This is a genomic window from Bacteroides thetaiotaomicron VPI-5482, assembly GCF_000011065.1.
Lineage (GTDB): Bacteria > Bacteroidota > Bacteroidia > Bacteroidales > Bacteroidaceae > Bacteroides > Bacteroides thetaiotaomicron.
Map to the genome: position 1 here is coordinate 2,773,103 of NC_004663.1, position 13,407 is coordinate 2,786,509.

Annotated in this window: 14 protein-coding genes; 6 read left to right on the forward strand and 8 right to left on the reverse strand. The window is 42.6% G+C overall.

Annotation, left to right across the window (positions count from 1 at the left end; all coding sequences use genetic code 11):
• Nucleotides 1-58: 58 nt before the first annotated feature.
• On the reverse strand, nt 59-2,632 hold the full coding sequence (locus tag BT_RS11150; RefSeq protein WP_011108170.1) for a Kelch repeat-containing protein: 2,574 nt from the start codon (nt 2,630-2,632) through the stop codon (nt 59-61).
• 335 nt (nt 2,633-2,967) lie between these two features.
• Here BT_RS11150 and BT_RS11155 point away from each other — a divergent pair, with 335 nt between their 5' ends.
• The 6 genes from BT_RS11155 to BT_RS11180 all read left to right on the forward strand — a co-directional run bounded on the left by BT_RS11155 (nt 2,968) and on the right by BT_RS11180 (nt 5,691).
• Nucleotides 2,968-3,393 (forward strand): hypothetical protein, encoded by a 426-nt coding sequence (locus BT_RS11155; protein WP_008763987.1) that lies wholly within the window; start codon nt 2,968-2,970, stop codon nt 3,391-3,393.
• Nucleotides 3,394-3,502: 109 nt separating this feature from the next.
• Complete coding sequence (locus tag BT_RS11160; RefSeq protein WP_008759703.1) at nt 3,503-4,312, forward strand: metal ABC transporter permease; 810 nt, start codon at nt 3,503-3,505, stop codon at nt 4,310-4,312.
• Between the two features lie 14 nt (nt 4,313-4,326).
• Complete coding sequence (gene tsaE, locus BT_RS11165; RefSeq protein ID WP_008759702.1) at nt 4,327-4,740, forward strand: tRNA (adenosine(37)-N6)-threonylcarbamoyltransferase complex ATPase subunit type 1 TsaE; 414 nt, start codon at nt 4,327-4,329, stop codon at nt 4,738-4,740.
• Nucleotides 4,737-4,961: an immunity 17 family protein gene (locus tag BT_RS11170; protein ID WP_008759701.1), complete on the forward strand. Its 225-nt coding sequence runs from the start codon at nt 4,737-4,739 to the stop codon at nt 4,959-4,961. Before tsaE ends, BT_RS11170 begins: the two co-directional genes overlap by 4 nt.
• Before the next feature lie 75 nt (nt 4,962-5,036).
• On the forward strand, nt 5,037-5,330 hold the full coding sequence (locus BT_RS11175) for a nucleotidyltransferase family protein (RefSeq protein WP_008759700.1): 294 nt from the start codon (nt 5,037-5,039) through the stop codon (nt 5,328-5,330).
• A complete protein-coding gene (locus BT_RS11180; protein ID WP_008759699.1) occupies nt 5,314-5,691 on the forward strand; it encodes a HepT-like ribonuclease domain-containing protein in 378 nt (125 codons plus the stop codon). The genes BT_RS11175 and BT_RS11180 overlap by 17 nt, the downstream gene beginning before the upstream one ends.
• Here the strand turns inward: BT_RS11180 and BT_RS11185 are convergent.
• The 7 genes from BT_RS11185 to BT_RS11215 form a co-directional block, all read right to left on the reverse strand.
• The gene (locus BT_RS11185; RefSeq protein WP_011108171.1) at nt 5,686-6,996 is read right to left on the reverse strand and encodes a DUF58 domain-containing protein; all 1,311 of its coding nucleotides are present in this window, start codon (nt 6,994-6,996) and stop codon (nt 5,686-5,688) included. The two genes, BT_RS11180 and BT_RS11185, sit on opposite strands and share 6 nt — an antisense overlap.
• A 59-nt stretch (nt 6,997-7,055) precedes the next feature.
• A complete protein-coding gene (locus BT_RS11190; RefSeq protein WP_011108172.1) occupies nt 7,056-8,030 on the reverse strand; it encodes an AAA family ATPase in 975 nt (324 codons plus the stop codon).
• Nucleotides 8,031-8,041: 11 nt separating this feature from the next.
• Nucleotides 8,042-9,316, reverse strand: coding sequence for a DUF4350 domain-containing protein (locus tag BT_RS11195; RefSeq protein ID WP_008763991.1), 1,275 nt, complete (start codon nt 9,314-9,316; stop codon nt 8,042-8,044).
• Nucleotides 9,313-9,927, reverse strand: a complete 615-nt coding sequence (locus BT_RS11200; RefSeq protein ID WP_008763992.1) for a DUF4129 domain-containing protein — start codon at nt 9,925-9,927, stop codon at nt 9,313-9,315. Before BT_RS11200 ends, BT_RS11195 begins: the two co-directional genes overlap by 4 nt.
• Before the next feature lie 20 nt (nt 9,928-9,947).
• Nucleotides 9,948-10,880: a hypothetical protein gene (locus BT_RS11205; protein WP_008759694.1), complete on the reverse strand. Its 933-nt coding sequence runs from the start codon at nt 10,878-10,880 to the stop codon at nt 9,948-9,950.
• Nucleotides 10,861-11,823, reverse strand: a complete 963-nt coding sequence (locus BT_RS11210; protein ID WP_011108173.1) for a stage II sporulation protein M — start codon at nt 11,821-11,823, stop codon at nt 10,861-10,863. Before BT_RS11210 ends, BT_RS11205 begins: the two co-directional genes overlap by 20 nt.
• A 197-nt stretch (nt 11,824-12,020) precedes the next feature.
• Nucleotides 12,021-13,406 carry a C10 family peptidase gene (locus BT_RS11215; RefSeq protein WP_011108174.1) on the reverse strand — a complete coding sequence of 462 codons (1,386 nt, stop codon included), beginning with the start codon at nt 13,404-13,406 and terminating at the stop codon, nt 12,021-12,023.
• Nucleotide 13,407: the final 1 nt, after the last annotated feature.

The following is a 13,407-nucleotide window of genomic DNA, read 5'->3' on the forward strand; positions in this document are numbered from 1 at the left end:
TTAGTGATGGGTTAATAACGGATTAATAAGCGAATAAATATCATTAACCGATATGTTTTTATCGATGAAAAGGAGGATTTTTGCTCATCAGCTCTGCATAAGAAGTAGAATATTCTTCATTCATCATTTGCTTGTACTCACGCACAAACAGGGAATATTGCAGAATTGCTTCTTGTGACGAACCTGTATGGTTAAGGGCATGCATACCATAGGCCAGTGCCAGCTCATTAACCGGATCAACCCGGAAAAGCACATTACAGAAACGAATGACGGCATCATACTTATGCTGCTGATACAGACGTTCGATTTCCAGTGGCAGAAAGGAAGACAAGAACTCTTCTACTTTTTGTTTGAAGTGGTCCATCATCCCCGCATCCATACCATCAAGGAATTTGCCACGCATTAATAAAATGCCGAGTTCATTCTCCACCTCTTCAGCATTCTTCAAGGTGCGGAAACGGAAATAATCACAATAACAGTCAGTAAACACCAGTCTGAAATATCCCTTGTCGTGTACAAGTTCCACTCCATCCAGCTCAGCCAGATTTTTGCGAATCTGATTGATCGTTACCCCTTTCAGGTTTTTCACCTTGTCGTCGGGTTTATCGGCCCAGAAAACCTCATTCAAGGAGGCAGATAATACTCCATTATGGGTACTATGAAGCAAGATATAGATGAAAACCTGCCGTAAACGGGAACTGAACAAATGAGTAATATCCCGCCCATTCCGGTCAATTACCGTAAAAGGACCGAATAAATAAACTGCATTCGGACGAACGATGGATGATTCAAAATCTTCTTTTGCAGGCATTTCTTTTCCCAGTACACTTTTATCCGGTTCTCTTCCGACAGGTGGTGACATGAGCACAGAAGATGATTCCGGAACCGCATTTCTTTGTTTTCCCCTCTTTCTCCTGACAAACAGCACACCTCCGACAAGCAATAATACTCCTATTCCTGCCATTATCCATAACCAACGAATCTCCAGAGAAGACCTGGAGCCGTAAGAACGGATTTCATCCAGAGAAACCGGAGGGGCGGACAACACATAAGTCCGAATCACCGTATGCCCCTTCTTGTCAAATTCTGTGGTCGTACAGTAATACTCATGCGTCAATGAATTATAGTAAAGGTTAGCATTCGTCATAATCTCTTCCGAACGCATCGGAATGGAATCTCCCAAAGCTTTCATCGTTCCATCATCAACCGTCAAGCGATAAAGTTGCAGATAGGTATCCGAAAGATATTCCGGATAACACAGGGCATAGATATACTTCTCATCAGGTGTCAGTATCATATCACGGGCGACGACCAAACGATGATCCGAAGCGTTCTGCCACAAACGTCGCACAGACTGCTGCTTTCTGTCAAGCAGATAAAGATCGTGAAGATAATTTCGGCCTACACTCTGCTCACCCGATTCGTTTCCCATCCCGCCAAAGACATAGATATGCTCCCGGTTCTTATTGACTGCCATACCCGAGAAATAACGGGGGATAATCCGGTCGCCGGAATAAGAGAGGGTGTCCCAACGGTCGGCCTCGATATCATATTCGAGGAATGTATTGTTAAAACGCTTATTACCAAAACCGCCAAAAACGAGATACTTTCCGGTTGTTTCATCCCAAAAGCCGTCATGATGGTGCAACTGTACCGGCAAGGCTGCTACTCCGGTCTGTTTCCACTCCTGATTATTCAGATCGAGCGCCGCTACCGTAGCATCCCCCAACGGCAGGTTATTCAATTCATAAACATAAAGTTTACCATCCGTTGTATTCATGAAATGAGTAGCCAACTGCAATTTTACGGGTAGTTTGTTGCTATAAGAATACTTTTGTGGCTGACGTTTCAACAGATTATAAGTAAGAAGTGAATCCTGGCTGAAAATAATCAGTCGCTGACTGTCCGGCTCAAAAGTGATTCCCGAAGGAGTCTGAAAAGAATACTCAAAAAGTTTCTCCCAATGATAAGAACCGTTGATGAGCCACACCGGATTGACAACCGTACCCAAAACCTTCCCTGTAGAAGTATGCACTTCTTCCCCTTCATTTTCATTCAGAGGGAAAGTATATGAATGACTTCTATCACCTTCCAGCTTCAGATTGCGGATGGCAAAAGTGGGCATATCCAAAATATAATCATAACGTCCGAAGAAGAGGTGCGGACAAAAAGTATCTTTCAATCCTAAAGAAGTAATCTTCTTTTCGTTATCTCCGATACGAATCGTAAGTACGTCCTGTTGCAAATCGAATGCAAAAGACACAGGAATCCATTGATAAGCCAGTGCATCATTGCGCAGATTTAAAGAATAATGATTCTCTTTTCCGTCGGTATTAAACTTGAATGTACTGTTCTCACCATCCAGATAAGTATACGTAAAGCTATATTTAGTTTTCCCCTGATCTTCCTTCAGCAGAAAAACATATCCAAAAGTATCAAAATCGCGAATAGAAAGTTCAAAGCTCAACTGAAAGTTTTTCGTAAAACAAGGTATCTCCCCTTCCTGAAATATCTGAAGAGAAGTCCTTTCTTTAATTTCTTTATCATTAGCCTGAAACAACAATCCTTGCGAATAAGCAAACAGAGTCATTCCAGTCAGTAGGAATAAGAGGCAAAGCCTACGTCGTATCATAGTCTTTCGATTTATTATCACAAATATACAGGATTATTTTAAATAACCGCCTAAGCAGATGAAAATCACCTTTGTCGGTACCCTACAGTTCCGGCTGTTTCTTTCTTTAATCCGCACCTTTTTCTATCACCCAGCCATTTCCTTCCGCCCATATACTTACCTGATATCTTCTCCTGTTACCGTGTATAAATAAGACAGTCAACCACTTCTTATGCTTCATCGTCTAATATATATTTAAGTTAGCAACGTGCAAAAGTAAGAAAAGAAATAGATACCATCCATGATAGAATGCAAATTAATAAGTAACTTTGCAGAAAATTGAATCAGTACAGACTATGTGGATACTTATTATAAGTTTGGTGTTGCTAGGTATCATCGCATTGATAGCCGGTTATATCCGCAACAAAAGACTGCAACAGAAAATAGAAAAAGGTGAACTGGACCGTATGCCGGAAGTGAAAGAAGCAGATATAGAATGCTGCGGACAACACGAAGTGTGCGAGAAAGATAGTTTGCTTGCCGCCGTAAGCAAAAAAATTGAATATTACGATGACGAAGAACTGGATCAGTTCATCGGAAAGGAAGCAAATGCGTATACTGACGAAGAAACAAACCAATTCAGGGATGTGTTATATACCATGCAGGACATTGATGTCGCAGGCTGGGTACGTAGTTTGCAACTACGGGGTATCGAGTTGCCGGATGACCTCAAAGATGAAGTCTTTCTGATTATCGGAGAGAGAAGGAATGGGGAGAGGTAATAGGTATTAAGTAATAAGTATTAGGAGGGCGTTGAAGTTGTTTTTATTGATGGACGGCATTATTCTTGCTTTGATTTTTAATTTTCAATCTTTAATCTTTAATTAAAAAGTGGATCTACTTCGATATACATTCTTCCAACACGCTTTGCTGGGCAGCTTACTGGCAAGCATTGCCTGCGGGATTATCGGTACTTACATTGTTACCCGCCGTCTGGTATTTATCAGTGGAGGAATCACGCACGCCTCTTTCGGAGGGATAGGACTGGGACTGTTTGCGGGAATTTCTCCCATACTCTCAGCCGCCGTCTTCTCTGTATTGTCCGCATTCGGTGTCGAGTGGCTGAGCCGGCGGAAAGATATGCGTGAAGATTCTGCGATTGCCGTATTCTGGACGCTGGGAATGGCTTTGGGAATCATGTTCAGTTTCCTGTCACCGGGATTTGCTCCGGACTTGTCAGCTTATCTTTTCGGTAATATCCTGACCATCAATCAGGCGGACTTGTGGATGCTGGGCATATTGGCTCTGATATTAACCGGATTCTTTTATCTGTTTATCCGTCCTATCGTATATATTGCATTCGACCGCGAGTTTGCCCGTTCGCAAAAGATTCCGGTAGAGATATTCGAATATGTGCTGATGATGTTTATTGCGTTGACCATCGTCGCTTGTCTGCGTATGGTAGGCATCGTTCTCGCAATATCGCTACTCACCATTCCGCAAATGACAGCCAACCTCTTTACCTACAGTTTCAAGAAAATCATCTGGCTGTCCATCGGTATCGGTTTTCTGGGATGTCTGGGCGGTCTGTTTATTTCTTACCACTGGAAAGTCCCTTCGGGCGCTTCGATTATATTCTTCTCTATCCTGATTTATGCCGTTTGCAAGATCGGAAAGAGTTGTTGCAAGAAACAGTCATAATAATAGAATAGTATATGGAAATCAAGATTCAATCACTGGAAAGTATCCATGAGGCAGCCCGGGAATTTATCGCTGCTATGGGTGATAACACCGTTTTCGCTTTATATGGTAAAATGGGAGCCGGCAAAACGACCTTCGTCAAAGCTCTTTGCGAAGAATTAGGTGTATCAGACGTTATCAGTTCTCCTACTTTCGCTATCGTCAACGAATATCGTTCGGACGAAACCGGAGAATTGATTTATCACTTCGACTTTTACCGCATCAAAAAGCTAAGTGAAGTATATGACATGGGATACGAAGATTATTTCTACAGCGGCGCCCTTTGCTTTATCGAATGGCCGGAACTGGTAGAAGAATTACTACCGGGAGATGCCGTAAAAGTGACGATTGAAGAACTGGAAGACGGAAGCAGAGTGATCAGACTATGACCGGACAATACATCGTACAAGGAATTTTTGCGCTAGCGGGAATCACTTCCCTGCTAGCTTCCTTACTGAACTGGAACTGGTTCTTCACCACACGCAATGCCCAGACAATCGTCCGGAATGTAGGCCGCGGCAGAGCACGGCTCTTTTACGGCATACTGGGAGTCATTATAATAGGAATGGCTGTATTCTTCTTTATAGAAACACGGAAGGCAATTCTATAATAAGCTATTTTCAAAGAAATGCGCTTGTTATCTTCCCGTTTTTTACTATTTTTGTAGAGAAAGGAGTATGTAATTATGAAAACAACGAATGAATACCTTACAAAAATCCGCCAATTCAAGCAACAGTGTGCCGAGAAATATGGGATTATTTCTATCGGTATCTTTGGTTCTGTGGCCCGTGGTGAACAACACGAAGGAAGTGATTTAGATGTTTTCGTAGAATTGAAAGAACCCGATCCTTTCGTGATGTTCGATATTAAAGAAGAACTGGAGCATATCTGCAATTGCAAAATAGATCTCCTCCGTTTACGCAAAAACCTTCGTTCACTCATATCCCAAAGAATAGAAAAAGATGGAATCTACGCTTAAAGAGGAAATTCTAGATAAGTTTCTTCAATTATCAGAATCAATCTCTATCATTGAAGACAGATGCAAGAATATACAGAATGTAGACGATTTCTTGTTATCCCCTTGGGGAATGACTGTTTTGGATGCCTGCATTATGCGAATACAGGTAATCGGAGAAACAATTAAGGCTATTGATGATAAAACCCAAAGATCATTTTTCAAAGATTATCCACAAGTTCCATGGGCAAAAGTTATTGGACTCAGAAATATTATTTCCCATGAATATGCCAACATTGACTATGAGATTATATGGGTAGTCATAACAAAGCACCTTCCTCCTTTAAAAGAAACAGTAGAAAATATTATTAAAGACTTATCATAGCAGTTGCCGTGATTTCATCTCCAGATATTTATTGATCACGTCAATAGACAGATTTTCGGGTGTCGTCAGCAGAGAGTAAATGCCATGCTGCTTTAATGTAGAAACGATCAGTCGCTTCTCAAAAGCAAACTTTTCGGCAATCACGTGCCGGTAATAATCTTCCGTATCCCTCGCCGGACTTTCGATGTACGCTTTCAAGTCAGCATCCTCAAAGAAAACCACCAGCAAACGATGTTGCCGGTTGAGCTGCTGCAAGTAAGCCAACTGGCGATTCATGCTGCTGATACTGGCAAAGTTGGTATACAGAACCAAAAAGCTACGCTTATTGACGTGCTTGTTCAGATGCACACAAAGAGCCGAGAAGTCCGTTTCACCAAAAGTAGTCTGCTGGCTATACAGCTTTTCAAGCAGCGTCTGCATATGCCCGGGCTGCTTGGAAGCCGGAACGAAGGTATCAAAATGCTCATCAAAAGTCACCAGCCCCGCTTTATCCTCCTTCCGCATCGCCACATACGAAAGCACCAGCGAAGCATTAATCGCATAATCGAGCAAAGTCATTCCCCGAAAAGCCTGCTGCATCACCCTGCCTTTATCTATCACACTGTAAATCTGCTGAGAGCGTTCGTCCTGATAGACATTTACCATCAACTCATGCCGGCGGGCACTCGCTTTCCAGTTGATAGTCCGGTAGTCGTCTCCTTTTACATATTCCTTGATCTGCTCAAATTCCGTTTGATGGCCTACCCGGCGGATACGCTTGATACCCAGTTCGGTAAGATTATCACTCATTGCCAGCAATTCGTATCGGTGAAGCATCAGATAGGAAGGATATACCTTGATATCCTGCGCCTGCCCACAAGTGTACCGACGGGAAAGCAGCCCGATTTTATCGGTCACAAATACACGGATTTGCCCGAAAGAGTATACTCCGCGACGGGTCGGACGAAGATGGTAACTGATTGTTTTCCCCTCGTTCGGCTGAAGGGTAGTCCGGAAACAGACATCCCGATTCTGGAAGATAAAAGGTATTTCATCTATGATCTCCAGAGAGAGAGGACGCGAATAAGTACTTTCGACACGAATGCTCACTTCATTGTCATCGCCATTGGAGAAACGGTCGGAACATCGACGGAATGCCTGAATCCCCTGGGTACGGTAGAGAATATATCCATCTGCCGATACCAACACGAATAAGGCAAAAAGCGCCCACTGCCCGATGACAAAAAACGGAGCAAACAGATATCCGCTACCCAATAAGAGGATAACCAGAATAAGGGCAATATAGAAACGACGGGTTAAGTACAATTTCGGGTTCTGAGTTTTGAGTTTTAAGTTTTGAGTTACGAATTATAGAGATTCGGTTCTTATTTGGGGACCTCCACTTTATCAATCAGGCGTTGCGTAACCTTTACCGGAGAGTATCCTTCCATTTCCGCTTCCGCCGTCAGGATCAGACGATGCTGAAGCACATACGGAGCAACGAACTTAATATCTTCCGGTGTCACGAAGTCACGTCCCTGCAAAAGGGCATACGCCTTGGAGGCTTGCAACATTGCAACTGATGCACGCGGAGAAGCGCCAAGATATACAGCTTTGCTGGTACGCGTCTGCTGCACAATCAATGCAATGTATTGGAGCAGCGTACGGTCTACAAACACCTGATTCATGAAGGCACGCAGTGACAGGAGTTCTTCTTTGGTGATAGCGGGCTTGATATCGTCCAGCTTGATTAATGAAGCGTTCGTATGGTGACGTTCCAAAATATCCACTTCTTCTTCCAGCGAAGGATAGTCCATCGTTATTTTCATCAGAAAGCGGTCGAGCTGTGCTTCGGGAAGTTTATAAGTTCCTTCCTGTTCCACGGGGTTTTGTGTGGCAAGGATAGTGTAGAGTTCACCCATCTTATGAGTAATGCCGTCAATGCTTATCTGACGCTCTTCCATCACCTCGAACAAGGCAGCCTGCGTTTTGGCAGGAGCACGGTTGATCTCGTCCACCAATACGATATCGGCAAAGATCGGTCCCTGATGAAAGTCAAAATCATTGGTTTTCATATTGAACACAGTGGTACCCAAGACATCGCTCGGCATCAGGTCCGGCGTAAACTGGATACGGCTGAAGTCCGCATCGATCAGACGAGCCGTCAATCGGGCAAGCAATGTCTTTGCAACTCCCGGCACGCCTTCTATTAGTACGTGACCATTGGCAAGGATGGCTGCCAGCACCAAGTCCACCGTCTGTTCCTGACCGACAATAACGGAAGCAATCTGATCCTTCAATTCCTGTATCTTCTCGGAAAAGAGAGTTAAATCCACTCGTTGTTCTGTATTCTCTTCCATAAATATCTTCTTTAAATATGATTGATTATTTCATTCATTTTATCAATAAATCCCTTCATTTCTTCGCCGGAAAGGACACGTCCTCCATAAATCACCGGTCTGATTTCGCGGATCAACCTGCTGATTTCTTCCACCTCCATTCCCGTCTTCTGAGCGATCCGGTGGAAAGAACGTTCATCGTCCGCCACTTCCTCCACATCTACCTGAATTTCTCTTCTCAGCACTTCCGCAAAGTAGGTGAACTTCTTATGAACCAGATTGGCATGGTCATTCTTCTGATAATAAAGCGTGCCTATCAACTTGGTAAATTCAAGGGATTTGTTTTCCGGTTCCTGTATGACAGGTATTGCCCGTTGCCGCCTCCGTGCTGTAAACACCATAAAGAGCAAGATAGCGAACATCGACAGATAGATCGCCCAGCGAAGCGGCCTTTGCGACAGAAAATAACGCAAAGGAGATCGCTGCGTCTGTGCAGTCTCCTTCATATATCCTTCGGTGCGGACAATAGGCAACTCTCCCATCTGCGACAGGATGCGGAATATGTAAGTCGCATTTTTCTCATCCAGCACTCCATAATTGGTAAAAAGCAAAGGAGTAGAAACCAGAATGATTTCACCCTTTCCCCACGGACGCACCATAGCCACCAACGGATGATAATTGCGGGAAACGGTCGTAGAATCCAGTTCATCCAATGCGTGCCCCATATCGCTTGCCAGATTGATCTCCGCCAGTTTACGTACCGGCAGCGAATCATAACGGCGGAAATAGGACTTGCAGAACTGCGGATAAAAACGGAACACCTGCCGTGAATAAACTTCCGGATCACCGATCCAATAAATACTGTCCCGCTTCAATAACGAAGCGGCATATTTTTTCAAATCGACCGATCTGAAATAAGAATAAGTGCAATCAAACTTCAGCGTATCCTCCAAAATCTTGGTAAAAGAACTGCTTACCAGCATGATCTTATTTCCCCGATCCGCCATTTTGAGCAAGGCTTCTATATCCACCCGTCCGAAAGGTAAATTAGTGGCAATCAGCAGTATTCCTTTATTGTGAACAGTATCTTCCTGTTCCATCTGATAAAAAGTCTTTCGGGACAGTGTATATCCCGAAGGCAGTGAAACAGTCAGCAGACTGTCGAACACAGCGCATCCGAAAGGCTGCTCATCGTAATGGCTAAAGGTAGGCACCCATACAAATTTCTTCGGCAGATGATATTCTATAGCAAACATCAGCAGCAGAAAAGCAAGGACAAAGAAGATAAACCAGCGGCTTCCCCTCATGAGCCCCCTCCTTTCCCTATTTCTTCCTGCAAGGATTTCATGGAATTGAACAGTTCTTCCGTTGCCTCAAAGTTACCGTAACGAACCCTCAGGAAATGATTGGTCAACTGACGGAAAACGGGTATCCGTACTTCATTGATATACTGTGTCGGTGTTTTATAAGGCTGCCAGTCAATGCGTTTCTCGTCGCTAAGCCGTTTCAATGTCTGCAAATAAAGCAGACGCACCGCCTCCCGATAATCGGAACGGGAAAGCGCATCGGCAATCCCTCCCGAAAAATCCACACCGTAAATCGTATCTTCTCCCACTTCATAAGGCAGTTTATTCTTGGGCGAACGCATGAATAACTCCGGACGCTTCTTATAAACAAACCATATAATCAGGAGCAGAATAATAATGGCCAGACATATTAATATAAGTTCAGAATACTCTTCGGCAAAACGGCTGCCGAATATCTTCCGCAACAATTCCCCAAACTGCCTGCGAAACCATTCAAAGATATTGATTTCAGGAGTTATCAGTTCACGATTGTAGTCATACGCCGATTCGGATTGCCATTTGGCAATCTGCACGGTGTCGCAAACCAATGTATCAGCCGGGGATGTCAGCATCTATTCTGAATTATATATGTTTAGAGTTTATCGAAATTATCAATATCGCTCTCTACAGTTACACTATCTACCACTTCGGAAGCGTGACCGTACTGGTAGGCCATTCCGACAAAAGTGAAAATCATGGAAAGATAAGCGCCGAATGCCTGTACAATACCAAGCAGATAAAGGATAAAGCTATATCCTGCCGATACTGTCGTCTCGCTTCCGACATCACTTAATGAGAAGAAATATTTCACCAGCGTAGCGATATACCACGGCATCATAGTCACTCCCTGCAATACATTAGCTATAAATCCCATGATCAGAGATATCAAGAAGACGCCTCCCCAAGTGGCAAAGCCCAGCCGGAATGTCTTTTTGAAAGACTCCATCACTGTAATATCTTCAAACAGGTAGATAGGTGCCCATAATGCAAGCGGCACTACAAAAGCGATAAGAAGCGGAATGGTCAGAAACAAGGTGAACAGTGACAGAAACGCCAGCAGACCTACCACAAGCCCCACGAAAAGCATGACTAAGATGGAGAAAAGGGTCATTACAAGCAGTCTCTTGATATTGCGGAACAATAAAGGCTTCAAAATACCCAACGTGATTCCCTCCAAGCGTTCTTCACGTTCATTATAGGTACGGATCAATGCATAGATCATGGAGGTCAGCAAAATACTGCCTATCATAAATACAATCATATACAGACCGTAATAGGACATAAATCCCAATAAAGATGCAGTATCCGGCACCGTCGCAGTCTTGGACATAGCAGTCATGGCAAACGCTCCTCCCATCAGTCCGTTCAGACTTAATGCCTGAATAAGGCTTACAGGCAAAAGCAGATAAGTCGTAAACTTCAACAGTATTTTCCAATTCTCTTTTATGAAGTCAAAAGAAGCGTTCAACTTATCACCGAAAGAACGTTTCACGTACATTGCAACCTTAGGTTTCTGTGATTCCATGTTTTTTTCTATTTGGTAAATAAATATAGTAAAAGATGATAAATGCAAGGGATGTAAGGATGATGCCGAGCCTCAGCATATCCGGAAGTTCGGTGTGACGGGTGATAAAGCCTTCGATAAATCCCGCCATGATAAACACGGGCACCGTACCGATTACAATCTTCAGCCCTCTTTTCGCTCCTCTGCGAAAAGATTCGAGTCTCGAATAGGTGCCGGGAAACAACCAGCTGTTGCCCAAAGCAAGTCCGGCAGCACCGGCTACGATGATCGCCCATATTTCAAGAGTTCCGTGCAGCCAGACGGCAAGTGCCGACTCCCAAAGCAGGTCGTGCTGATAAAAGAACATCTGAAATGAACCGAGCATAATTCCATTCTGAAGAAGTATAAGCCCCGTACCAAAACTGGTCAGTATCCCCGCGGCAAAACACAGGAAGGATACTTTTATATTATTGATTGTAATGCCCAGAAACATCGGAGCTTCGGGAGAGCCATTGTATACTGCCATCGGCTCACCTCTGGCAATATTGTCCAATGTCATATCTACGTATTGGTTGCCCATTATCAAACGCACAAACTCCTGATCATTGGCGGCAGATACTGCCCCGATCAACGCACTGACGGCAAAGATGATAAAAGAGATCAGTAACTCACGCTGCGCATCATGCATGGTCTGCGGCACTTCCCGTGTCCAGAAAGTGATAATGCGTGTCCATTTCTCACGCTTGCTCCGATAGATTTCATTATGCAGGGCTGAAGCGAGATTATTCAAATAAATGGTAATGCGGGAAGTCGGGAAATGGGTCTGTGCAAAAGCAAGGTCGGCAGTCAGTTCCGTATAGGCGTCGGCAAGTTGGTCAGGGGACAGGTTTGCAGCCTGTTCCACCACCTTTTCGGTCCCTTTCCATTTTTCAATGTTCCGACGGATAAACGTAACTTCCTTCATGCTTTTCAGAGATTTCGGATAAGTTTTGTCCGAAACCGAAAGCAAAAGTAAAAGAATTATGATATATTTGCAACTTAAACCTAAAAATATTTAACCAAGAATGGCAGAATCTACGATTATTATTTAAATATTCAATAAAAAGAGCAACAAAGACTATAAATCAGCCTTTGCTGCTCAAAACAGACCTAAGCCCCAGTTTATTTATTTATAATATTGTAAATCATAGAAAAGTTCCTATCATAACTTCCATTAGATGTATCAAAGGTAATAGAAAGGTCTTTATTTACTAAATAAAAGCCATCGTAATATCCTCCCCAACCCATATTCGCATGGAAATAGAAATCAAAGTTTTTAACTAAATATCTTGTTTGGGGTCTCCAGTATGCAAAACCATCTAAAATAAAAGCATGGCTTCCCCCACGATTAGAGGTTGCAGCTATCCATACCAACTTAGCTAGTTGTAAAGATTGAAATGCAGCATTACCATCCCAACCATTTTTAAGACCACTAGTTGAAAAAAAACGATAGAAAAAGCTAGATGTATCAGAAGAATAAGTACCAGACCCAGTAACATAACCACTTGAATTTCTAACAGGCTGTGTATTAGTTGCTATATAGATATATTTTATCAATTTAGCAACCATTTCTCTAGTTGTTTCAGAGGAAGGAGTTTGCCAAGATGAAGGAGCAATAATTTGTTTTTGCGCTTTCAAGATATTCCAATCAATTTTCAGACCATCAACCGTTAAGTCAGGTTCTAAAGAAGCCATAATCTGTGCTATTGAAATAACAGCACAACCAGCAGGGACAGCCTCGTAAGTAGGTGAGCCTGTATCATAAAGATCACAATTTTCTTTCTGTAGCAAATCATTATATGGTGCGTCTTGATTCCACTCTGTACTACTACAGTACAGACCAGCAAAACCTATCGGATTTCCAATAGGAAATGTTGGTTCAGAACGGGATAGAATCTCATCCTTTACTATAATTATATCTTGAATCTCATCATACCTCACAGCCTTCACGTTTAAAGTTTTTGCTATTTTCGCTAATGTTTTAGCTCTCAGTTCTGATTTTACCTTTTCATAATATTTGGCATCTTCCAACAGACTCAATTCTGATAAATAGAGCATAGACTTAGAATCTACATATTTAACAGAGTCTTTTAAATCTGTTTTAGGCAAATAAGCCATTATCTTTGCAAAACGTTCATCAGCAGGAACATAAGCCACACCTTTCCCCTCATCACTTAAAAATTCAATTTTATAAACAGGAATAGTAGTAAGATTAGTTGAACCGACTCTTGTTTTTAATCCAGAAGAACTAGATACATTATATGTAGAAATAGCCATAATTTTTACATTATTATTTCTAGTCTGTAATCCTGTTGGATTAAAGTCCAAAACAAGTTGCTTAGCCTCTTCTGAAGTAATTATTCCAGGATTATCATAAGCAATGCTAATATACTCATCTGAAGATAATAAAATTTTAGAATCATTCAGATTATCTTGCATACCTAGTTCATTACTACATGAAGTAAATAAAGCAAGGATAACTAACAAAAAATAGTATTTCAATTTCATA